At 50.7% G+C, this 22,827-nt stretch carries 18 protein-coding genes; 2 read left to right on the top strand and 16 right to left on the bottom strand.

Annotated elements, in window-relative coordinates; genetic code table 11:
• Window positions 1-83: 83 nt before the first annotated feature.
• The 12 genes from MKZ24_RS13800 to MKZ24_RS13745 all read right to left on the bottom strand — a co-directional run bounded on the left by MKZ24_RS13800 (window position 84) and on the right by MKZ24_RS13745 (window position 15,604).
• Window positions 84-1,817 carry a hypothetical protein gene (locus tag MKZ24_RS13800; protein ID WP_340783793.1) on the bottom strand — a complete coding sequence of 578 codons (1,734 nt, stop codon included), beginning with the start codon at window positions 1,815-1,817 and terminating at the stop codon, window positions 84-86.
• A gap of 70 nt (window positions 1,818-1,887) precedes the next feature.
• On the bottom strand, window positions 1,888-2,760 hold the full coding sequence (locus tag MKZ24_RS13795; protein WP_340783791.1) for a carbohydrate ABC transporter permease: 873 nt from the start codon (window positions 2,758-2,760) through the stop codon (window positions 1,888-1,890).
• A 27-nt stretch (window positions 2,761-2,787) separates the two neighbouring features.
• On the bottom strand, window positions 2,788-3,654 hold the full coding sequence (locus MKZ24_RS13790; RefSeq protein ID WP_442950529.1) for an ABC transporter permease: 867 nt from the start codon (window positions 3,652-3,654) through the stop codon (window positions 2,788-2,790).
• Window positions 3,655-3,777: 123 nt separating this feature from the next.
• Window positions 3,778-5,367 carry an extracellular solute-binding protein gene (locus MKZ24_RS13785; RefSeq protein ID WP_042238431.1) on the bottom strand — a complete coding sequence of 530 codons (1,590 nt, stop codon included), beginning with the start codon at window positions 5,365-5,367 and terminating at the stop codon, window positions 3,778-3,780.
• A gap of 322 nt (window positions 5,368-5,689) precedes the next feature.
• Entirely contained in the window at window positions 5,690-7,942 is a 2,253-nt protein-coding gene (locus tag MKZ24_RS13780) for a helix-turn-helix domain-containing protein (protein ID WP_042238432.1), read from the bottom strand.
• Window positions 7,943-7,971: 29 nt separating this feature from the next.
• Window positions 7,972-8,466, bottom strand: coding sequence for an MFS transporter (locus MKZ24_RS13775; RefSeq protein WP_340783786.1), 495 nt, complete (start codon window positions 8,464-8,466; stop codon window positions 7,972-7,974).
• 203 nt (window positions 8,467-8,669) lie between these two features.
• Entirely contained in the window at window positions 8,670-9,653 is a 984-nt protein-coding gene (locus MKZ24_RS13770) for an ROK family protein (RefSeq protein WP_042238433.1), read from the bottom strand.
• Window positions 9,654-9,680: 27 nt separating this feature from the next.
• Window positions 9,681-10,874, bottom strand: a complete 1,194-nt coding sequence (locus tag MKZ24_RS13765; protein WP_042238434.1) for an ROK family transcriptional regulator — start codon at window positions 10,872-10,874, stop codon at window positions 9,681-9,683.
• A gap of 336 nt (window positions 10,875-11,210) precedes the next feature.
• Complete coding sequence (locus MKZ24_RS13760; protein WP_340783783.1) at window positions 11,211-11,822, bottom strand: GNAT family N-acetyltransferase; 612 nt, start codon at window positions 11,820-11,822, stop codon at window positions 11,211-11,213.
• A gap of 22 nt (window positions 11,823-11,844) precedes the next feature.
• Complete coding sequence (locus tag MKZ24_RS13755) at window positions 11,845-12,417, bottom strand: TetR/AcrR family transcriptional regulator (protein WP_042238437.1); 573 nt, start codon at window positions 12,415-12,417, stop codon at window positions 11,845-11,847.
• 181 nt (window positions 12,418-12,598) lie between these two features.
• Window positions 12,599-14,542 (bottom strand): alpha-L-arabinofuranosidase C-terminal domain-containing protein, encoded by a 1,944-nt coding sequence (locus tag MKZ24_RS13750; protein WP_052416657.1) that lies wholly within the window; start codon window positions 14,540-14,542, stop codon window positions 12,599-12,601.
• A 48-nt stretch (window positions 14,543-14,590) separates the two neighbouring features.
• Window positions 14,591-15,604, bottom strand: coding sequence for a glycoside hydrolase family 5 protein (locus MKZ24_RS13745; RefSeq protein ID WP_042238438.1), 1,014 nt, complete (start codon window positions 15,602-15,604; stop codon window positions 14,591-14,593).
• Between the two features lie 188 nt (window positions 15,605-15,792).
• On the opposite strand from MKZ24_RS13745, the gene MKZ24_RS13740 reads away from it, so the two are divergent.
• Entirely contained in the window at window positions 15,793-16,575 is a 783-nt protein-coding gene (locus MKZ24_RS13740; RefSeq protein WP_042238439.1) for an AraC family transcriptional regulator, read from the top strand.
• A gap of 63 nt (window positions 16,576-16,638) precedes the next feature.
• Here MKZ24_RS13740 and MKZ24_RS13735 read toward each other — a convergent pair whose 3' ends face one another.
• Window positions 16,639-17,178, bottom strand: a complete 540-nt coding sequence (locus tag MKZ24_RS13735; RefSeq protein ID WP_042238440.1) for a PadR family transcriptional regulator — start codon at window positions 17,176-17,178, stop codon at window positions 16,639-16,641.
• A gap of 229 nt (window positions 17,179-17,407) precedes the next feature.
• Here MKZ24_RS13735 and MKZ24_RS13730 point away from each other — a divergent pair, with 229 nt between their 5' ends.
• Window positions 17,408-18,664, top strand: coding sequence for an MFS transporter (locus MKZ24_RS13730; protein ID WP_042238442.1), 1,257 nt, complete (start codon window positions 17,408-17,410; stop codon window positions 18,662-18,664).
• Window positions 18,665-19,046: 382 nt separating this feature from the next.
• Here the strand turns inward: MKZ24_RS13730 and MKZ24_RS13725 are convergent, their stop codons facing one another.
• The 3 genes from MKZ24_RS13725 to MKZ24_RS13715 form a co-directional block, all read right to left on the bottom strand.
• Window positions 19,047-19,892, bottom strand: a complete 846-nt coding sequence (locus tag MKZ24_RS13725) for a glycoside hydrolase family 130 protein (protein ID WP_340783773.1) — start codon at window positions 19,890-19,892, stop codon at window positions 19,047-19,049.
• Between the two features lie 348 nt (window positions 19,893-20,240).
• A complete protein-coding gene (locus MKZ24_RS13720; protein ID WP_340783771.1) occupies window positions 20,241-21,146 on the bottom strand; it encodes an ROK family protein in 906 nt (301 codons plus the stop codon).
• Window positions 21,127-22,677: a glycoside hydrolase family 32 protein gene (locus tag MKZ24_RS13715; protein WP_340783769.1), complete on the bottom strand. Its 1,551-nt coding sequence runs from the start codon at window positions 22,675-22,677 to the stop codon at window positions 21,127-21,129. The genes MKZ24_RS13720 and MKZ24_RS13715 overlap by 20 nt, the downstream gene beginning before the upstream one ends.
• Window positions 22,678-22,827 lie beyond the last annotated feature (150 nt).

Below are 22,827 nucleotides of genomic sequence, written 5' to 3'. Positions count from 1 at the left end.
TGCGCAGACTACCTCCATACACCTTAATTTCTATACTGCTGAACCCTTCAATCCTGACAACACTATCATTATATAAGCTTCTATCAGGAAAGACGAATCCGCAGTGTATAATCCAGCGGTGTTATCAGTGTCACAATGACCTTCTGACAGCCGTCCGGATAGCTCATGCCACGGATGTCCGCCAAGTGATGCTCATGGCAGCCCTGGTCGAGCTCCATCCAGTCCTCACCGGAGCTGTAGCGCAGCGTGCCGTTTGTCCAGAATGCTGCCCCGTTCATTCCCGGCACCGGCGTCAGCGCAGAACCTTCAAGTCTGCCCTCGCTCCCAAAGAGCAGGACGATCTGGGTCAGCACATCCACCGGGGATGGTGCAATGAAGTGCAGATCCCAACCGGCATCGTTCTCACTTACCTGGACGGAGACTCCGCTTACCTGAGAATGGGTGAGCGCTCTCTCTCCATGAGGCAGCAGATACCAGGGACTGCAGGGAAAACCGGATCGGGAAGGCAGCTTGTCCGCCGGAATCGTACCGTAGTAGCCCTTCTCAGCGACTGACTCAAGTCGGAAGCCGGTCTCCATCTCCGCAAGCGAGTCCATGGTAATCAGTCCCGGCTCGAAGCTCGAAGCCAGCTGAACCCCAAGCAGCTTTGCCCGGCCATGCCGCAGAGAGAACAGAGAGGAGGCTTCGGTCATCACACTTACGCTTGTCGCTCCGCTGCGGACCCGGGCGACCGGTGCGCCGAATTCCGTATGCTGCTTGCTGTGGCGGACAGGGCCACCGTAACCGTCCTGCCCGATTCTGCCCAACAACTCCTGACGGCCCCACATGCCATTGATTACCTTGCGGTACCGCTCAGGCAATTGTCCCGGTTGAACAGAAGAGGCCTGCATCTGCGGATACAGCAGGAAGCCCAGCATAATCTGATTGGGCAGCGAACCCGGATGTGTAATCGAGCGGCCCGCCAGTTCGGCGAGGGCAGCGAATTCAGGGTCACCGTCATGCTCAGCCATCAGCTTATAGCACAGGTAATAATCTGCCAGCGAGTAGACACTGCCGAAATCCTGCCGCCCCGAATAATCGGTTACTACCTCCCCATCCGGATGAACCAGATATTTCATCATACCAAGGTTCTGGCGGACCGGCTCCAGCAGCTCAGGCCGGCTCAAATCCTGCGCAGCATAATAGAGCATTATGTCACTGACCGTGTTATAGATTCCGTTACTCCGTTCTGTCCACTCTCCATCCGGGGTGATATCCATCCCCTCCTGAAGCCATTCTCCGGCCCTGGATTGCAGTGATTCCAGCGCAAATATCCGGTATAAAGAACCCAATGCCGCTGTCAGCACCCAGCGGTGATTAGGTGTATGTACGCCGCCGCTCAGCATCGCCGGAATCGTCCGCTCCAGGAAGGTTCTAATCTGCCCAGCCACCGGCATCAGCGGTTGCCAGGTCTGCCGCTCCAGCAGCGTGAGGATATTGGTTAATCCGACTACAACAAACGCCGTATCCGGCGGGGAATGATAATTCGTCCAGCCCGGTGATATCGTACCATCGTCATGCTGAAACCGCAGCATGAAATCCATTGCCACATGCAACTGCTCCAGCAGCACCAGATCCTGGTAATATCGCGACAGAGGATTCACCAGCGCAGCAGCCCATGCCGCAAGGTACTGGGCCGTACCTGTGTGATTCGGCCAGGCAACACCGCTTAGCGGATCACGCACGCCCCCGAAATACCGGCTCTCCCGGTCACCAATTTGCTGCTCCATGGATTCCTGTGTCCATTTGTCATTAATGGCAGTTACCTTCTTGAACATCTGCCTGTTCCCCCTATCCGTCAGCCATTTTTGGGTATGAATACTACAACACCTGCTCCAGGCGAGAGCCTCAGCCTTTCACGGCTCCGGTCATTACACCCGAGACGAAATATCTCTGCAGCCAAGGATAGACTAGCAGAATAGGAACGGTTGCGAACATCACCGTTGCTGCCTTCAGACTCTCAGGTACAACCGTGCTGATCGCGTTCCCCTCCATCCTCATCAGGTCGGACACCTGGCTGTTCTGGATCATATGATAGAGCTTAAGCTGCAGCGGGTACAGCTCCGGTTTCGTAATATACATCAGCGTGTCCTGGAAACCATTCCATCTGCCCACAGCGTAGAACAGGCTCAAGGTGGCAAGCACCGGCATGGACAGGGGCAGAATAATGCGGATCAGTGTACCGAACTGGCTGCTGCCGTCGATCTCTGCGGACTCCTTCAACGCATCAGGAATACCAGCCAGAAATGAGATCAGGATAATCATATAAAAGGGGCTGATCAGCCCGGGCAGAATGAGCGCCCAGATTGTATTGAGCAAATGCAGCTCACGCGTCAGAATATATTCAGGAATAATCCCGCCGCTGAAGAACATCGTAACCACAATCACAAACATGAAGACCTTGCGGCCCTTCAAATCTCTCTTCGACAGCGCATAACCGGCCGCAACCGTCATCACCATGCACAGAACCGTAAACAGCACGGTCAGAAATATAGTAAAGGCCAGCGAGCGGATCATAGCGGCATCACTGAACACTTTTTTGTACGCCTCAACATTGAAGTCCAAAGGGAATAAAGTTACTTTTCCCGAAGTGATCGGCACCGTTCCGCTGAAGGATACAGCCAGAATATGAAGAAACGGAATCAGACATGCCAGCACCGATAGGGTTAGACAGATCACAATCCATGTATCAAACGCCTTGTTAGCTGCTCTTCCACTCATAATGTTCACTCCATATCCAAAGGTTGATTATAGGATGCTCTCGTCCGTAAGCTTCTTGGAGATATAGTTCGCCACCAGCAGGAATATCAATCCGACCACCGCCTGGAACAATCCGACTACCGTAGCCAGAGTATACTGCCCGGATTCCAGGCCGATCCGATAGACAAAGGTACTTAGCACATCCGAGTATTCCATAACAGCAAGGTTACCGATGACAAACGGCCGTTCGAAGCCGATGGAGATCATATTGCCCAGATTAATAATCAGCAAGGTAACGATCGTCGGCTTGATGCCCGGAATCGTAATATGCAGAATACGCTTCAGCCTTCCCGCCCCGTCTACCTCAGCAGCCTCAAACAGCTCCTTATTGATCCCGGTGAGTGCCGCCAGATAGAGAATCGTCCCCCAGCCTGCGCTCTGCCAGACACCCGTCAGCAGGTACGTAATCAACCAGTAATTTTTGTCGGAGAGAAAAGGAATCGCATCCAGTCCCAGGCTTGTTAACAGGTTGTTAATCATCCCGGACTGAACCCCGAACAACTGGTATACGATGCCGCCGATGATTACCCAGGAAATAAAGTGCGGAACATACAGAATCGTCTGGGACAGCTTCTTGAACCAGACCACCTTAAGCTCAAACAGCATAATGGCAATAATCAAGGGTGCGGGAAAAGAGACGATCAGATCAAGAAAATTCAGCATCAATGTATTACGCAAGGTTACATAAAAATCCTGATTCGCAAATACCTCACGGAATCCATCCAAACCAATCCATTCACTTCCGCCGATGCCTTTGAAAAAGTTGAAATCCTTAAACGCAATTTGCACACCATACATTGGACCGTATTTGAAAATGATAAAGAACATAATGGGCAGCACCAGCAATGCGTACATCTGCCAATTTCTGCGGAAATAACGGGTGTGTTCCACAACGATTCCTCCTTCACTGTGCCTTGGGCTGTAAAGGGAGCGGCAAGACCTGCTGCCCCGCCGTTCTCCCTCCCGAACCCTAATTCATTATTTCTGCTCGCTGTAGGCAGCCTTGCGTTCATCCAGAATAGCTTGTCCGCCGCTTGACATATAGTCCTTCAGCATACTCTCATAGGTGACTTCGAACTCACCCGGTGACACCATAATCGACTTCACCATCAACTGCTTCGCCTTATCGCTAAGCGTAGTACCGTATTTGCTCTCAGCTTCAATCGGGCGGCTTGTGAACACAGGCTCAACTACATCGGTAGTTGAAATGGCCAGTGATTTCGCAATAATGTCCTGATATTGAGTTCTGAAGCTCTTCACAAACGCTTCATTGTTCTTCTCCTGACTCTCGAAGATCCGGCCGTTGGCAATAATTCCGATATCCCCGCCGCCCATCAGCTTGTTGGCAGATTCTACAGACAGATCCGGTATGGAGACAGGCACTCCATCTTCCAGCTTATAATGCTCTCCTTCAATCCCGTTCTGAATGTACTTCAGATGGTCATCCGAAGCCATCCAATTCAGATATTTGACCGCTTCTACGGCATGTTTACTGGATTTTGGAATCATGATATACATCCCGTTCGGAGCAGACACCGGCTTCGCCTTCTTGCCTTCACTGTTCGTAAACGGATCTATGGCCGTCAGCACAGCGTTAGGATTGTTCTTCGAGAGCACATCATAAGTACCGTCTGGGTAAAAGATCGCGTCGTTATCGTCACTGAATGCACCCACTAGGCCGTTGCCGATGTTCTGTGTAAGGGTCTCCTTATTCTCATCCAAGGCAAAATCCTTGCTGATCAGCCCTTCATTATACAGCTTGTTCATATATTGGACGGCTTCCTTGAATCCGGGCAGCAGAATCGGGAAATCACGGGAGCTCAGGTTCTGCGTAAGCTCGAAGCGTTCCTGCTCGCTGACCGGCTTGATGAAGGACCAGACCAGAGAGTCGTATTGTGCCACAGCAATCGTCATGCCCAGCGGAATCACCTTGCCGCCGGTTTCGCCCGGGTCCTTCTCCTTGAATGCCGTCAGTGTATTGTATAGCTCCTCCGTGGTTGCCGGAACCGGAAGCCCCAGCTTATCCAGCCAGTCCTGGCGGACAAAGGATGCATACTTGCCCACTGTAGACCGTTTGGCCGGAATACTGTATTGGACACCATCATATTGGCCGTAGCGGAGTGTATCCTCGCCAAGGAACTTTGTCAGATTCTGACCATACTCCTTCAGCAGCGGTGTCAGATCTGTCAGTCCGCCTTGTTCAGCATATTTATTGAAAGTCCCGGAATCATAAGTAAAGACGATATCAGGGACATCAGTTCCGCTGGCCATCAGGACGTTAAGCTTCGTCACTTCCTCCGAGCGGGGGATAGGAATAAATTCCACATTGATATTGTTAGTTTTACCGAAATTCTCTTTAACGTAATTGGTTAAAAAGTTGTCAGAAGCTGTCAGACCCGCAGGAGCATTGCCACGGTCAAAAATTTCGATCTTCAAGCTGCCCGCTTGCTCTGACCCGCCGCTGTTTGCAGCGGAATTCTCTGACGAGCATGCCGATAATAAGAGGGATGACATCATAACCGCTCCGAGACCCAGAGCCACTTTTCCTTTAACGCTATCAATTGTCATATTTCCTATCACCTATCCCTTTCGAAATCTTGTTTGATCAGCCTTTAGCTCTATTATGTTATGTTTCAGGCTTGATCATGGGATGAATTATTACATTTTGTTCTGAAATGTACAATAAACATGTTTCTAGTTGTTTTTTCATGAAAAATCAATCAAAATACAGCATTTTTCATTTCAAATATACAATTATCGTGAATGTTCAGCTCTAAAAAAACAGAAACATCAGAAATACATAACTTATACATAACACATTAAGTTATATATACAGTTAGAAATCAAAAAGCGCAAACCCGGGATAATCAGAATTGGGTTTGCGCAATCACTATTGATCTTCATCTTTATAGAGCTTCAATTTACGGTAATCTCCCGGCGTCATTCCAGTAATGCGCTTGAAGACTCTTCCGAAGCTGATGGAATTAGCATATCCAATCTGCAGCGCGATATCCTGAATACTGTCCGAGGTCGTATCCAGCAGCTCCTTAGCCTTCTTCAACCGCAGCTCCGCCAGAAAGTCCACAAACTTCATATTAAATTCTCCCTTGAACAGATAGCTGGCGTATTTCGCGGAGATCTGGAACCGCTCGCTCAAATGGCTCAAAGAAAGATCCGGGTTGGCATAGTGCTCCTCAATATAATGTTTAACCTCCATGATCATGACGCGGTGGCTCTTAAGCTCATTGACCGACACATAGACATGATAGGTTTCATTCAGCCATCCGGTCAGCAGCAGCCTGATCTCCTCCAGATCAGTGCATCCCCGGATGCGTTCCCGCAGTCCTCCAGTCCATTCTGCCGCGAGTTGCCGGTCCAGCGTGTCCGAAATCCCCTTAAGCTCCTGCTCCAGTGCCTGCAGCATAACCTCCAGAAGCATGTAGATCTCTTCATCCTTCATATGATCCTTACGGAAGGAATCGAAAATTTCGTCCAGCCGGATTCTCCAGTTCTCGCCTGACAGCCGGAATTCCCGGACAAGCTGTGTAAAGCTCCCAAAATACTTGTAGCTCTGTAGTGCAGAGTCGTCATTCTGCCGGTCCATAGGGACCGCCGCTATATCTGTGCCCATCGCGAGCCGGTGACTCAGCACTTCAGCAGCCGCTGCATAAGAGTACTGGATATCCTGCCAGGACTCCACCACCGAACCAATCCCGAAGGTAAGGGGCATCCGCAGATTATCGAGAATCCAGCTATGGCAGCCTTTTGCTAGCTCAAGCATGGTATCCGGGTTATCCTCTGCAGATCGGTACCGGAGACCAATAATGATCCCCAGCCGCTGCCCGCTTATCCATTCAGACCATGCCTGTAGCTGCTTATCCGCCAGCAGATCCCTGAGTACGTTGGTCAATGCAAATTTCAGCAGATTCTGATCCTGCAGCGATAAGGCATGCCATTCCTTCTCCCGGTTCAGCTCTGCCACAAATACAACAAAGCCCTCGAACTCGTAGTTGCCCTCGAAAGGGTCCAGTGCTGCCAGCCGCTCCGCTGCCTCCTTCGGCCGTTCACCCCCGAGGAAATCCAGGAACAGCTCCCGGCGCTGAATAACCAGATTCTCATAGCGCTCCCGTTCATAATCCGTAGTCATTTGCACCAGCCTGTCCAGCGCATTATGCATCAGGACCAGCTCATCCGAATCAACGGCAGCAGCAGTATGCTGGACTTGCGGCTGTAATGCCTGAATCCGCACCATCAGTTGATGGATCGGCCGGTAATTACGCCTTGTGATATAGATGATATAGAACACGCCCAGTGCAATGGTCAGCAGCCCTAGGATGAACCAGACATAAGAAATAACAGAGATCCAATCGAATAAGCGGCCAGCCTGGAGTCCGCTCTCGAAGGTCCAGCCCAGATTCTTCGCCTGGACCTTCGAGAGTGTTCTGTTATTCTCACCGTCTGCGGCTGGAGAGGAATCATAGATCGGAGTACCTGCCGCATCCTTGATCCGTAAGAATGACAATTCTCCATTTGTTAAGCTGTCCACCAGACGCTCCATGCGGTGTACGCTGACATTAATCACGATATAACCATCGGAGCCCCAAGGTATCGGAAGCCTGCTGGCCAGACTGATGACCGGTCGCAGATCCTGGGAGTTCCTAGGCTGGTACATCCGTACAGCACTCCAGCCCTGCTGCTCCTTGTGCGCGGATAGTTCATCCAGGTAAGTATCCTCAAGCGTCTGCTCCGAATTCATATACCCGCTTTGGCCCAGCATCAGCTTGTCCTTGTTGCGGTAGACATAGATGGAATCAATGAGACTGAAGCGTTCCGCGAGACGGTTCATACTCTGAACCACTTCATAGGAGCCATTGACCGGCGGGGCATTACCGGCGGAATCATCCAGGAAGTCATTATAGGAATAATTATTCCCGATCTCCTGCAGTACCCCAAGCTCTACATCGCTTAAGGTCCGCTCCACTGTATCGACAATATAGCTGGTGGAGATGTAATTGGCTTTTGCAGTCTCGCTGCGGGACAACTCTGTAACAATCATAAAGGCCAGAAATATAAGTACGGTAACTACAAGCAGAAAGACAGGGAAGTATGAAAATAGCATCCGACTATACCAACTGCGCTTCATAGATCTTCCCCTTCCTTTTATTTATGATATTACTGCTTCTGTGACATGGATTTGACCCTGTACATCAGCAGCGCACCAAGCGCGGCACTGACCGTGCAGGAGAAGTACATTAGCCCCGCACCACCGGTCTCAAGCAAATAGCCATTGTGCAAGTTTCCGGCAATGCCTCCGAGTCCGACGAACACCATATTGAACAGGCTTGGCCCTGTGGCCTGCAGTTCCTTGCCCGTTATGGAGGCTACATACTCCACGGCAGCAATATAGAAGAAACCAAAGGACAAGCCATGCAGCGTTTGGACTCCCATCATAACACCAGGAATGGGAATGAGCCATTGGATCGTCCACCGGAGCATGTAGACCGCGGAAGCCAGCATCAGCGTTTTTTCATAACCGTATCTCTTCAAGACTCTGGATGCAACCAGCATAGCAGGGACACTGGTAATGGAAGCAATCAACAGGGCAATCAGATTAAAGAGAAGAAACGGACCCCAAAGATCTGTAACTCCCATCCAGTTCAGATACATCCCGCCAAAATACCCTCCCAGTGCAGTGCCGATACTGCCGAACAGCCGGATGGTCCCAAAGGAGGTTCCTGCCGCAGAAGCAGCATTTACTGCATACGAGTCGGCAATGGGCGTCTGTGTACTACATCTTCAGGAGCACTTCGCCCTCCCTGCTGCTAACAGAGAATCTCATTATACTTGTTCCAGGTTTCATATTCATACCCTCAGTTCTTTCCTGTGCCCGCAGCCAGTCTGCTTCTTGCCGCAGCTGCGGCTCCTATCGCTCCCGCCTGGTTGCCTAGCACAGCCTGCCGGAGTATTAGGGATTGCTGAGGAGTGTAACGGCTAACTCTTGCCGCAATCTCCTGCACATAGCCCGGGTTCTTCTCCACGACTCCGCCGCCCAGAATGACAAGCTCCAGATCCAGGGTGAGGGCTATATTTTTCACAGCCGCCGCCATCTGCTCATACGCCTGATCCAGCAGCTTCATTGCCGTCTCGTCCTTGCGCTGCGCTGCAGCAAATACATGCTCCGCCCGGATCCTGCCGCCTTGCGCCAGCTCCCGGATTAGCGAGTTACTGCTGTTCTTGTACAGCTCGGCAGCAGCCTTAGCCCCAATTCCCGTGCCGGATACCTCCATTTCAAAGGGGCCAAATTCGCTGTATTCAGGATCAGTAGCGTTAGAGACCACCCCAGGCTCAACGATCAGATAGCCGATCTCGCCTGCGGCGAAGCTGGCCCCCCGGTACAGCTGCCCATTCAGGAACAGTGCACTTCCTACTCCCGTCCCTACCGTGATCATTATGAAATGCTCCGAACCGGTAGCCGATCCGGCAGCATATTCTCCCATTGCAGCCATGTTCACATCATTGTCAAGCGCCACCAGTCCCGGATAATGCGCCGCTATAACCGGACGGATATCGGTCATTGCAGGCCAATTCAAGGCCGGTGCGCTGGTCAGCGTGCCTGTACGCTCATTCATGACTCCCGGGAACCCGATGCCCACTCCCTGCAAGGAGGAGAGCGTAGTTCCATTGCGTCTGCAGAACTGCTCCAGTTCACCGAATAACCAGCGGAAGAACACCTCCGGCTCCCGGCTAAGCTGTGTCTCCAGCTTATACTGTTCAAGAACAGTTCCATCCTCATCCGTTAGACACAGGAGCGTTTTGGTTCCGCCCACATCAATTCCAGCCGTACACCTATTCATTTAGGATCCCTCCAGCAGTTCTGTAGTTTATAAGCTTATGTTGTTTCTATTATCACGCATATGCCGGAACGCGGACTGGACTGCGACTTGAACGGCTCCAAGGACAACATCCTTGTCCCCGTGGCCGGAAGCAGACAACCGCGGCATGCGGTGAAGCCCGTCCAGCTTGACTTCCAGCCTGTGCAGCAGTACATCCCCGTGACTGCCAAGCCCGCCACCGAGAACAACAGTATCGGGAGCCATCACCGTGCAAATACTGCCAAGCGCCTCTGCAAGCAGACTGCAATAAGTCTCAATGATCATCAGAGCCAGAGACTGGCCTCTGCGTACTTCATCCAATATCCGCTCCGCCGTGACCCCGGGAGCGGTCAGCACATGTTCCGCGTCTCCGTGATGCTCCCTTACCAACCGTGCGGCCAACTTCAGGAATCCGTCTGCGGACAGCACATCCTCCAGTCTGCCTGCGCTCAGCATCAGGTTAGCCAATTCTCCTGCACCGCCGCCCAGGCCCCGGTATATCTCCCCATGGATAATGAGCCCGCCTCCGGTTCCCTCGCCGATGGAGAAGTACAGAAGAGAACCGCTTGCTGCCATACCGGATGAGGTATATTCCGCCAGGGCGGCAAGATTGACATCATTCTCCGTCACGACAGGCACAGGGAAGAGCTGCGCCAGATTAGCCAGCCTCAGAGCTGCTTCGATCCCCCGCAGCGGTGCAACAAGATCAGACACTCCACCGTCTGCCGGGTCCACAACGCCAGGAATCCCGAAAGCCGCTGACTGGATCTTCTCCCAGGAGAGCCCGGAGTCTGCAAGAAGCCCTTCGATACCCTGTACCAGAAAATCCTGAAATGCCTGCTCGGTCAAAGAGTCCTTCGGCATTGAGAGCTGCTTGTAATGGCAGATCTGTCCGCTCATATCTGCGAGCGCCATCCGCAGTCTGCTCCCCCCCAGCTCAGCTCCTATGATATAGAAGCATTTCGGGTTGAATTCAACCAGTATGGCTTTGCGGCCCTGGACGTTCCCGGCTCTGCCAGTCTCTCTGACCAGTCCACGTTCGAGCAGATGGGCAATAGCCGAAGATACAGTAGGCTTGCTTAAGCCGGTGTACCGGCTAAGATCCGCTCTTGATTGCGGTCCACCGGCGATCATCCGGTCCAGAATCAGAAATTCATTCAGATTGCGCATGACCTTGGGAGTCCCTGCAGTTTGAATTTTCATGATTCATCTCCGTTCTATATATAGTTAATTAAGTTTACTAACTTAATATACATAAATCTAGACGATTTATCCAGTCCCCGGCTTCCTTCCAATTCTGCTGTTCTGCCTGGATTCGTTCGTCCACACGAAGTGCAGGAGCACCCGCGCCCCTCTTGTACTAAGCAAATGGAAATATGTAGCTTAATTCTCCCATTTCCGAAGAGAATGGGCAAGCAAGTGGATAAACAGCACTTACAACCCGACTATAACTCCGCCCCTAACCTCCCGGCTTGCTATCATCATTTGCGGTAGAAACCAAAAATTCCCGATCCTCAAGCGGATCGGGAAGGCGGCGCACTAGTCCAGCAGCTTCTCCATATGCAGCACTTTGGCAAAGCCCGCTTTTGCCGTAAACAGCCGGATATTCTGCACCTTGAAGGTTCGGAAGCCGAGCCGCTCATAGAGCTTCTTGGCTTGCGGATTGGTATCAACGACCTCCAGCAGCATCTTGCTGCGGTTCGCCTGACGGGTTATGGCAAAGGCCGCTTCCAGCAGCCGGGTTCCGATTCCCAGCCCTCTTGCCTCACTGGAGACGACAAGCGGATCAATATGAATGGAGTCCTTCGGAACGCCGCCATGAAACATACGATATAGACCGTAAGCTGCATAACGCCACGCACCGCCCGCTAAGCCAAACGAATGTCGTAGAGCCCCATAACCCAGTTTTGCGAAGAATCCTTCTCCTTTTTCCAGACCAATGAATCCAATTACCCTTCCCTCGCGTACCGCATACAGACCGTTGTCATAACGCAGGCTCCGGCACAGCACCTCCACGACTTGCTTCTCATTGCGGGTAAAAATCCACAGGGCATTGAACTTCAAGGCAAACGCCTGATAAAACAGTCTGGCAACCTCGCGTTTCTGCACTTCGTCCAGGCGGTTGACAATCTCTACGTCTAACATTGACATACAGCTTCCTCCTTAATGTGCTTCAGCTCCCGCTTCGTCCCGGGGCACCGAAGCCTTGAATGACGGTGGATACCAACAATTGCGGAGCATCATTCTTCGCAAGGTTGCCATTCTGGATCTCCTGCCAGGCGACGAACAGCAGATTATACATGACGGTGATCATCCAGTGGGCGGGCATCGCGGCATTCAGCAGACCGCGAGTCTGCCACCCTTCCACCGCTTCCCGCAGCGGTTGCTTGATGCGGGCTTCCTCGGCAAGAATATTAGGATTCTCGTCAACCGATGCCGCGAAACTTAGAAAAGACATCTTGCTGCCCAAAGGAATCAGCACCTCGAACACCTCCGTCAGGAAGCGGAGCATATCGCTGTCATCATTCATGATTCCTTCGAGCGCTTCATCCACCAGCCCGATGGCATTCAGCGCCAGTGCATCCAGCAGTAGCTCCCTTGTGGAGAAATAACGATGCAACGTGGCAATCCCGATTTGTGCATGATCTGCAATCTCCTGTAGCGTAGCCGTCGGCTTCAACGCCAGCAGCTCTGTTGCTGCGTCCAGAATAGCTTTTCGTTTATTGTCCTTAACACTGGGTTTCATGAACATAGACCTGCCTTTGCGGTGGATTAAGTGATATCTTTATGAATACAATGATATACTTATCTATCATTTATTATTATTTTATACTGGTGGGCAGCTGGTGTCAAATTGTTGATGTACATTAAAAACCCCCGTGAGGAAGCGTCATAACGCTTCCTCACGGGGGTTAGGTCAGGGGCTATTATGCCCTGCAATACATTTTCAGCACATGAAAGGACTTAGGCCCGATCTCATAGACCATGGAGCCCGCGGTCTCCAGCGGATAGGAATGCGGAGCGATGCTGCGGGGAGTCCCGATAGAGTTCACATCCTCCTCCTGCCCCTGCATGACATACGCCTCACCGAATCCGGTCAAGGGCATCCCGGTCTCCAGTTCCACAGTTACACTGCGCTCCAAGGTGTTCACCAGCTTCACGTAGATTACTTGCGCCTCTTCATCGTAAGAGACAGTGAACGGGATCTCTTCCTGCTCATTCACAGTCTGCAGTAGCTTCGTTCCCATTAGTGTACTGTACATCTGCTGCACATAATAGCTTGGCGTGCCATAGCTGTTCTCCCCATCGAACCAGATCATGTCAGGCGACCACTGGGCGTAGCCGAGTCTGGCGAACAACGGTGCATAGGAAGCAAGCACCACAATATCGGCGTTGCGCTCAAGGCCTGTCAGGAATGCGGCCTCTGCCAGCGCCGCTCCCCAGCTGTTGAAGTGCGGCGCATTCATCCCGTTGCCATAGTGACCCGCATATTCCCCGGCGAACACCTTGATGTCTCTCGGATACTGATCATAGAAATGTACATTGTCGCACAGCCATTCCGGCTTCACATAATAATGCTCATCGACAGCATAGACGAAATTAGGGTTAGCCTTGGCCCGCTTACGGTAATACTCCCACGCCCGGGTGTAGTGTTCCGAGCTGACATCCGGCCCTGCGGAGCCGATGAGCTGTACGGACGGGTACTGCGCATGAATCGCCTGCTCGAACAGGTCGTACCGGGTGAAGAAATCCGCATGCTCCGTCTCCCACTGTTCATTGCCTAGCCCAATCAGCTCCAGCCCGAACGGCGCAGGATGGCCCATCTGCAAGCGGAGAGCGCCCCACTGCGAATCCACCGGCCCATTGGCGAATTCCAGCAGATCCAGGGCATCCTGAATATACTCCTGAAAATCCTCATCATGCACGCCCACATGCTCAGTAGACTGGAACTGGCAGGCCAGCCCGACGTTCAGCACCGGAATCGGCCGCGCACCCAAGTATTCGCAGAGCAGAAAATACTCAAAGAACCCAATCCCCAGGCTCTGATTATAATGGCTATACTCGCTGGTGTAGTGATTCTCTTCATTGTTTCCATGCATCGCCCAGCGGCTGCTATTATTCCTGCGCTGCTCGGCGGCACCCACACTCTGCTTCCATTGGTACCGGTTATCCAGCGAATAGCCCTCTACAATACACCCTCCCGGAAACCGCAGGAAGCCGGGCTTCATCTCCTGCAGCAGTTCAACCAGATCCCGGCGGAATAAGCCCAGCACCGCATCGGAGGGAATCATGGATACGAAATCAAAGCATACCGTACCCGGAGTATCCAGCCGGATGACGAAATCCCCATAAGACACAGGTTCACTACAGCTAAGCTGCGCCGTATAGCGTGTCCATTCCCCTCTTACCGTTGAGGCAATGACAGCCTGTGCCATAACCGTGCTATTTTTCTCAACCGAAACTTCAATTCCGCCTGCATACCCCTCTGCTCTGGCATAGAAGGATACCTGATACTGAATCCCCGGCTTCAGAGAGACTCCATCATAGGCTTTATTGGTACAAGCATTCTGACGATCGGTGGCCGTAAACTCCAGATAATGGGGATTCACCTCATTCCGGGGATGCTCCGTTTGAATCTGCAGCGTTGCCCCGCTTGACTCTGCGGGATAAGCCGTCCAGCCATAGAGGCCGTCATAGCTCTCGCTGAAGCGCCCCTTGTCCCCCTTCGCTTCCATGAACTCGAAGGAACGGTTCTCGATCATCTCCGCATGCAGCCCGCCGTCCAGGCCGTAGTTGATATCTTCGAAGAAGAGGCCAATCATCCCCTTGTGAATAGATATTCCGGGTTTATCAGTAATTTGGATTCTCATCTATAGGACCTCGCTTAGAAAAAAGTAATTATACTTTCTATTAGCCATTTACAAATAAGAGATAATCTCCGTCGTAATGCTGCTGTCGTAACGGTCCGAGATGCCGAAGGACATGGATTTATAGGTCCACGCTGCCCGGCCGATATGATATTCTTCAAAAATAGCATGGACATCCTTATACCAGTTCACCACGCTAGGCGAGGGGGCATGTTCAATGACTCCGTATTCCCCGCAGTACAGATACACGTTACGCTCCATTGCAACGTCGATGGCCGTCTGGATCAGGCTGGTGATGTACTCAGGCCCCATCTGGCTGACGCCGTCTCCCTGAAGCCCCGATCCGAAAGCGCCGATGGCGGCCGAAGTGCTGCGGTACACCGCCAGTTCACCCGGATAATCCATGCTGCTCTCCGGCATCTGCTCCACCCATTCTGCACGCTGGTGAGTGAACAGGAACGGCTCATAGAAATGGAAGGTATATACGATATTGTCATCGTAGGGATGATCCAGTAGCTTAAGGGTATGTACGCTGTTCCATTGAATGCCGCCGACAATGATTTTGGTCTCCGGCGCATGCTGGCGAATCTCGGTAATCGTCCGGCGGGCCAGTGCATTCCAGCGGCTGCTGTCCTGCTCCACAATCTCATTCAGCAATTCAAAAGCCACAGTATCCTTATAAGCTGCGTAACGGATAGAGATCGCCTTCCACAAATTCAGGAACCGGAGCTGGAGCGCCGGATCGTCGAACAGAGAATTTGCGGCCACACTGTCGAAGGAGAACCCGGGCGTCTTATGCAAATCAATAATGAGATTCAGCCCGTTGGCAGCGCACCAGCGAATACAATTGTCAATATGCTTGAATCCTGCATAGGCCTCAGCGTTCGAGGACTCTTCAATGACTTCATAATCCACCGGCAGCCGGACATGGTCCAGGCCCCAGGAGGCAATCGTTTCGATATCCTTTTCCGTAATGAAGGTGTCATAATGTGCCTGCTGGTACGGACACTGGGACAGCCAGCCTCCGAGATTAACCCCTCTTGAATAACCGATCCATTCATTCATAACCTATCATCCTTTCCGGCTTCCGCCTTCATCATTTGCTTCCGGTGCTGCTTCTATTAAGCATAGATAAACCCCGCTGGCAGTACAATTACACATCGTGCGTATATACTAACTTATTGTGCAATCCTTCTTTACAAGCCGGCCTGCCGGCTTCTACAATAGACCTATCTGCTGCACTGGAGGCTCATATGAATATACAGAATATCGGCTACAACCATAGCCATGACGCGGATTTCATCATCAACCGGCCCCAAGGGTCCGGAGACTACATGCTGCTGCTGCTGAAGACCCCGGCAATCTTCACCTTCGCAGGGGTGAACCAGGTAACAGAACCGGGTTCTTTCATTCTGTACAGTGACTACACCCCTCAGTTCTACCGGGCTTACGGGCCGCAGTTCACCAATGACTGGTTCCATTTCCGGCTGGACAAGCCGGGCGACGCTGCACTGCTGGACAGGCTGGCTATTCCCAAGAATGAGGTGATCCCGGTTGGCGATTTGAATGAGCTGTCGATCATCATTAACAATTTGTGCTATGAGGCTTATTCCTTGAGCCCGCATAAGGAGGAGACGATGGAATTATATCTGCAATTATTCTTCATCAAGCTCAGCAACCGAATTCACTCCGCCCAGAAGGAAGTCGGCAATACACATTACAACAAGATGTCCCTAATCCGCACCAAAATCTATAATCAGCCGTTCCTGAACTGGACGATTGAAGGACTATCCCATGAGCTGACCATGAGCCGATCGTGTTTTCAGCATTTGTATAAGGACTTCTTCGGGGTGAGCCCGATGGCGGACGTCATTGCCAGCCGGATAGAACATGCGAAATACCTGCTTACCGCTACCGATATCTCTATCAAAAAAATTGCAGAAATGAGCGGCTACGCAAGCGAGATCCACTTCATGCGGCAGTTCAAGCAACAGCTGGGGTTGACTCCGACCCAGTACAGGGCGCACCAAAAATAACCCCACAACGTGGGGCATTGCTTGGTTACATTATTTCGCATCCAGAGATTCGGACAATGCCGACTAAAACAAATCACTTAATAAGTCCTGCTTTATCTTCTCTAAAAATTGTAATTGTACTTCGCACTGTTTATACATATTTTCAAAAATTAATAGCACATTATTCGAAATTTCGGAATACTTTTCCTTTTCTTTTTGCCCCGCTTTCATTTCATCATAAATATTTTGGATCGCCTGTTGCTGAACCTCCACTGCTCCTATGATGTCTTCTTTCGGTGCTTCATCCATGAATGTAAGAACTGTATACAAAGCAGTTGGAAAAACAACGGAAGCTTTCTTAAATGAGCTAATCAACATCCTGTCAAATTCAAATTTCCCCTTAGATGTGATCGAATAAATGGCCTTTGAGCGGTTCCCCGTTTGCTCAAGCCTTTCCAAACAAACTAATCCATCTTTGTCAAGCTTCCTCAGAGCATGGTAAATAGATGCAGGTTGCACGTATGCCCATTTATCTGTTTTCGCAGATATCATCTTTTGTTGAATTTCATAGCCAGACATCGGACCAAATTTTAATAATAGTCCAAGAACCATTTCATTTGTCATAATCTTCACTCCCATTCAGACAGTAAATTTATAGTATTTAAATTATAATACTTATTGATACTGTTTAATACAACATTTGAACTTATCATCTGTAAAGATAATTCATTACAAATTTGCATCTCCCTTTACACAGTAAGAGTTAGTTGTTATAATCCATTCAGAAAGCACATACTAAATATTTAGTATTAAATATTTAGTATCCTAATCACTAAAACTCAAGGAGGGTCTAATGAACACGATTACCAAGTCAAAACAAAAAGCAGCTCTGTTAGTTGTCGGGATAGCCATTTTTTTGGATATGTTGATTTATGGACTTGTGGTACCTATTCTCCCTAAATATGCCAGCTCTCTGGGGGCATCCCAAACTGAGATCGGATTGCTTTTTGGTAGCTACGCAATCGCATTGTTTATAGCAACACCTATATTTGGCGCTTTATCGGACCGAATTGGCCGACGTGCCCCTATGCTTTGGGGATTACTTGGATTGGCTGCAGCTACACTATTGTTTGCATTTGCAGAAGAATATTGGATGCTGATAGTAGCAAGAACCTTGCAAGGGCTTGCCGCAGCCGTGACCTGGACATCGGGATTAGCCATACTTGCTGATCTTTACCCTTCCAAAGAACGCGGCAAAGCCATGGGACTTGCATTGTCAGGACAGGCCGCTGGAATCCTTCTTGGGCCAACTATAGGCGGTTGGATGTACCAGTTAGGCGGTTACAAACTTCCTTTCCTGTTTGCAGCAGCTCTGGCTATAGCCGACGGAATGCTTAGGATCTTTCTGTTACGTGATCTACCGGAGAAAAAGTCCGGTGCGTTTCTCTCATCTTTCGGCTTACTTCGAAATCGAAGTCTTTTGCTAATTAGTGGTGTTGTTATTATTGGTGCGGCTATTCCTAGTGTATTGGAACCAACCCTCCCACTGCATTTGCAAGAGAAATTCAACGCCGAGCCTGGTTTTATCGGAATGTTATTCGCTATTCCTACATTATCTTACGGGCTCGCCACCCCTTGGATCGGTAAGTTATCCAGCAAAATAGGATATAAGAAAGCAGTACTAATTGGACTTGTAGTGGTTGCGATAAGTTTGCCGCTCTCAGCTCTGCCCAACTCCATGTGGATGCAGGCAGCTTCTTTAGTCCTACTAGGCCTCAGTATGGGCATGGTCCTTGCACCTTGTCTTCCCGCACTTGCGGACATTTCGGAGAAAAGTGGTCTTCCTTCTTACGGGATCACCTTTGCCATCTATAACACAGCTTATTCGTTCGGAATGATTTTAGGGCCCGTGAGCAGCAGCATTCTGACCGATGCCATAGGGCTCAAACTTTCATATCTCTCTATTGGTTGTGTTGCACTTCTTTATATGTTTATCATGCTTCCAAGTGTCCGAAGAACTGAAGCTACTCGGTTAACCAGCAATGTTCAACATGACCAATCAGGTTGTTACAACGCCAGAGCTAGAACGAAGGGTCGAAGATCACTTTAGTATCGTCCCCTTATTCATCTTCCGGTTAATCCCGCTCATATCCATCTGTTTGTCGAACCCCCGCAGCAGTACGGCCTGCAGACGGTTTCTGAACGCAGGAACCCCTTGGTTGGCGAGTGCGGCGGCATAGAAGGATGCATGCTGATCCAGGTACTGGAACGTGTAGAGCAGAGCGCCCTCCGTAGGAAAAAGCAGGGATAGAATATTTCTGTACCATCCGATTACTTCACCTTATTAAAAAGGACAAAACCGCACCTTGGTAAAGGTAGCTGCTTTGTCCTTTTTGAATGAAGTTTACTTTTGAAATAAATCGTCTTAGTTTTTTATATGTGAATAGAAAGTCATCAATCTCAAGCAACGTGCTGATCTTTGAATAAAGAACTCACTCCCCCAAACAAAGCTTGATTAGATCGTCCACATGGGCGGTAGCCAGGCATACCACCGTGTCGGCGGCTCCGTAATAGATTTCCACTTCACCGTCCTTCTCCAGCACCATACCGCCGGGGAAAATGACGTCATTGCGGAAGCCCCCTTCCATCTCGTAGGGCGCTTCAGGCGCAAGCAGCGGCGATGCGCTCATGCCAAGGATTTTCTTCGGATTGTCGAGATCAAGCAGCATAATGCCGGCAGTATAACGCTTCTTCCAAGATGGCTCCCAGCCGTTTTTCCCTCTTGCAGGATCGATATCCACCGCATGGAACGTAGTGAGCCACCCCATGTCCGTCTTCACGGGCGGTGCGGCAGGGCCGATCTTGTCATTGGCAAACGGCACCTGCTCCACCGCCAGCAGCAGCTCGGAACGGCCCCAATAGATCAGATCCGGCGACTCCGAGATCCAGGCGTCGAACGGGTCCCTTCCTCCTCGGCTGTAGACGGTGAACGGCCGTTCCAGCCGGACATAGTTGCCGTGAATCCGCTCCGGGAACAGCACCATATTGCGCAAGTCCGACGTCGACAAGCTCAAGATTTCAAAGGATTCGTCGCGCAGCTTGAAGACCGGCTTCGGCCCCGCCGTCCAGTGAATGCCGTCATCACTGAAGGCGATGCTGAGATCCGTTGTATGAGACGGCTCGAGGGTCTGCTTTTCCAGCGAGCCGTAGTCGTTGCGGAATACCATGACGTAGCGGCCGCCCAACTTGGCGACGCCCGCGTTGAAGACAAGCGCGGCGGAATACGGCACGCGGGCCGCATCCAGCACAGGATTGAATATCCAAGGTAGTCGTCCCAATCTCCAGTTCCAATCCCAATATTACATACCTGGATTTCATCAAAAACATCAAATTTCTTCTTTACATAATCTCTTGTCGCCAATTGGGTGTGAATGCATGTTGGAGAGGAGTTCCATTCTCCAGCTTCCAGAGCAGCCGTTCATTGACCTACCTTGTCAAACCTTGCAGGCCTAAGCGTCACTTCCTGAGAGGTTATAATCCTAGATTCCTACAATGCTGTCCTGTGAAAACAACGTGCGCACTACTATCTGTGCACACGTTGTTTGAAATGACCTTTGATAATGGATTTCTAATTATTGCTAGGTTTGATCGAATGTACTGACTTTGGGATTGAGCCTTTTAATACTCTAAACTCCCCCTAATTTTTGTACCGTTGTGTGTGATCCTAACGCTCTTATCCCAAGTGCTAAGGCCCCACACAAGCCGGCATTATCGCCGAGCATAGGTGCGACAATGTAATGCTCGATATCCGATACAATAGGCTTGGCACTCACGTATCCATTGAGAATGCTGCCTACCTGCTCTCGGATTATCGGGAATAACTGGACTTGCTTCATCACGCCCCCGCCTAGAATGACTTTCTTAGGGGATAACGTCAGGATGACATTCGATATGGCCTGCGCGATGTAGAACGCCTCCATCTCCCATGCCGGGTGGTCTTCCGGCAGTGTATCGCCCTTAGCCTTCCACCTTGCTTCCAGCGCCGGGCCGGCGGCCATTCCTTCCAGACAATCACCATGATAGGGACAATTGCCGCCAAAATCATCGTTCGGATGCCGCCTTGTGAGGATATGTCCACCCTCTGGATGAACAAGTCCATGTACCAGGTTACCTTCGGTATATACGCCGACTCCTACGCCAGTCCCGATCGTATAGTAGACACAGCTATTCAATCCTTGTGCTGCACCCCATGTGGCTTCGCCCAGCGCGGCAGCATTAACGTCCGTATCCCAACCGACTGGAACATCGAAGACCGATTTCAGCGTACCCACGAAATTATATCCGGACCAGCCAGATTTTGGCGTTGTCGTCACATAACCGTAAGTCGGACTGGAGTGTTCGAGGTCGACCGGACCAAACGATCCGATCCCTATACTATCGACTCTCTTATCCCGGAAGTAGGCGATGACATTCTCCATCGTCTCTTCAGGTCGACGCGTTGGAAAGTGAATCCGATCCTCAATCTCCCCTAATTCATTCCCGACACCACAGACAAACTTTGTTCCGCCTGCTTCAATTGCCCCGATACGCATGAGCTACCTCCTTGACCTCATCTCTCCATATGCTTCCCAGCTCATTGATCTGGAGCGATACCAGCTTTACGTTTCCGCCTACCGCGTAGAGCTCAAGTCCGTTGCTTTCGGAAGCGGGGAAAATCATGTCCGAGATGACCGCTGTACCCTCACCACCGAACACTTCTATTGAAGACCAATCCATGAAGATGGACATGCGTATACGGTTATTCACAGGCGGCAGCGGTGCCTGGTGCTTAGCTGCGAAGTCCGGATGGAAATTCGTAGTGCCTGATTTCGTGCGATCGACAAACAACTCCATCTTTAGGGTATCGTACCCGACCACCGTTTCTTCATCTGCAGACTTTCTAACCTTCATTCCGAACTCCGTTGCGGTTCCAATTTCGAATTCCGCGATCAATTCCGCTTTATTAATGGTGATGTCAGCCAGCGGATTCGTATCCGGAACCAAGGTCACATCCTCCAGAGCCATAAGCGGTGAACCTATCCTTCTCAATTCTTCAACCGGTTCTTGCACCAGACGAAGGCCTTCCCGATAGGTTCTCAACTTCAACTCTCGTGGAATGGATGCATTTCCCCGCCACTTGTCAGTCGGAAGCGTCCCGGCATACCGCCAGTTGTTCATCCAGCCGATCCATAGCTTACGTCCGTCTCCTTCCGGTATATCGCTCCAGGTGACGGCTGCATAGAAATCAGACCCGAAATCAATCCATTTCACATCATGAATCGAAAGAATAGGCTCATCCAGTGTAAATGTCTTACCATTGAAGCTGCCGACGAAGTACATCATACCGGAGCCTCCTGCCGGTGGTTCAGGCTCACTCGGGTTCACTCCATTACAATCGCCCACACTTAGAATGAGCACCCACTTCTTCTGATTTGGATCACCATCGACATTCATCGAGAATAGATCCGGACATTCATAAACGCCACGATGCGTTCCGATGACATCGGCGCCAAATGCACTAGCAAATGCCCATTCCTTCAAATTTGGAGAGGTGTAGAATTCCACACGGTCTTGAACAGCCAGAGTCATAATCCAACTAGATGTATCCTCATGCCAGAATACCTTCGGATCACGGAAATCAAGCGTCGTCTCCGGAAACAAGACCGGGTTCCCTTCATATTTCGTCCAAGTCCGTCCCTTGTCTCTGCTGTAGGCGATGCTTTGAACCTGCGGCTTACCTGGTTGCACCTTGTTGTCGTTATTCGTATAGATCGCCACAAGCCCTGACCCATCCTCATCAAAAAAACCACTTGTATTCTGTTTATCGACTACCGCGCTTCCAGAGAAAATCGCACCGTCCTCACCTGGCGGCAAGGATGGTTCAAGCTCCTCCCAATGGACCAGATCGGAGCTTACTGCGTGCCCCCAATGCATTCTCCCGAAATCAGGTTGGCTTGCGAACGGAGTGTGCTGATAAAATAGATGGTACTCATTCTCGTAATACACCATTCCGTTGGGATCATTCATCCAGTTTTTTTGTGGCGAATAGTGATACTGCGGACGGAACTTCTCTGTATAATTCATGTTTCTCCCACTCCTCCCCATAATACTCATTTGCAAAACATAAATGTGATTTTGGATACTCCTCTCGCGAAAGTAAGTGCTTCCATAAGTCACTGTCAACGGCTTATCAAATTCAATTTACAACATCATGATTCCTTCGTCAAGAATTTT

The organism is Paenibacillus sp. FSL R7-0297, from assembly GCF_038009025.1.
Taxonomy (GTDB): Bacteria; Bacillota; Bacilli; order Paenibacillales; family Paenibacillaceae; genus Paenibacillus_AQ.
The sequence above is the reverse complement of the archived record's forward strand: the minus strand, read 5'-3'. Positions and strand labels throughout refer to the sequence as shown.

Coding starts and splice junctions, on each gene's coding strand:
- MKZ24_RS13800 (WP_340783793.1), bottom strand. CDS start 1,817: ATGTTCAAGAAGGTAACTGCCATTAATGACAAATGGACACAGGAATCC.
- MKZ24_RS13795 (WP_340783791.1), bottom strand. CDS start 2,760: ATGAGTGGAAGAGCAGCTAACAAGGCGTTTGATACATGGATTGTGATC.
- MKZ24_RS13790 (WP_442950529.1), bottom strand. CDS start 3,654: ATGTACGCATTGCTGGTGCTGCCCATTATGTTCTTTATCATTTTCAAA.
- MKZ24_RS13785 (WP_042238431.1), bottom strand. CDS start 5,367: ATGACAATTGATAGCGTTAAAGGAAAAGTGGCTCTGGGTCTCGGAGCG.
- MKZ24_RS13780 (WP_042238432.1), bottom strand. CDS start 7,942: ATGAAGCGCAGTTGGTATAGTCGGATGCTATTTTCATACTTCCCTGTC.
- MKZ24_RS13775 (WP_340783786.1), bottom strand. CDS start 8,466: ATGTATCTGAACTGGATGGGAGTTACAGATCTTTGGGGTCCGTTTCTT.
- MKZ24_RS13770 (WP_042238433.1), bottom strand. CDS start 9,653: ATGAATAGGTGTACGGCTGGAATTGATGTGGGCGGAACCAAAACGCTC.
- MKZ24_RS13765 (WP_042238434.1), bottom strand. CDS start 10,874: ATGAAAATTCAAACTGCAGGGACTCCCAAGGTCATGCGCAATCTGAAT.
- MKZ24_RS13760 (WP_340783783.1), bottom strand. CDS start 11,822: ATGTCAATGTTAGACGTAGAGATTGTCAACCGCCTGGACGAAGTGCAG.
- MKZ24_RS13755 (WP_042238437.1), bottom strand. CDS start 12,417: ATGAAACCCAGTGTTAAGGACAATAAACGAAAAGCTATTCTGGACGCA.
- MKZ24_RS13750 (WP_052416657.1), bottom strand. CDS start 14,542: ATGAGAATCCAAATTACTGATAAACCCGGAATATCTATTCACAAGGGG.
- MKZ24_RS13745 (WP_042238438.1), bottom strand. CDS start 15,604: ATGAATGAATGGATCGGTTATTCAAGAGGGGTTAATCTCGGAGGCTGG.
- MKZ24_RS13740 (WP_042238439.1), top strand. CDS start 15,793: ATGAATATACAGAATATCGGCTACAACCATAGCCATGACGCGGATTTC.
- MKZ24_RS13735 (WP_042238440.1), bottom strand. CDS start 17,178: ATGACAAATGAAATGGTTCTTGGACTATTATTAAAATTTGGTCCGATG.
- MKZ24_RS13730 (WP_042238442.1), top strand. CDS start 17,408: ATGAACACGATTACCAAGTCAAAACAAAAAGCAGCTCTGTTAGTTGTC.
- MKZ24_RS13720 (WP_340783771.1), bottom strand. CDS start 21,146: ATGCGTATCGGGGCAATTGAAGCAGGCGGAACAAAGTTTGTCTGTGGT.
- MKZ24_RS13715 (WP_340783769.1), bottom strand. CDS start 22,677: ATGAATTATACAGAGAAGTTCCGTCCGCAGTATCACTATTCGCCACAA.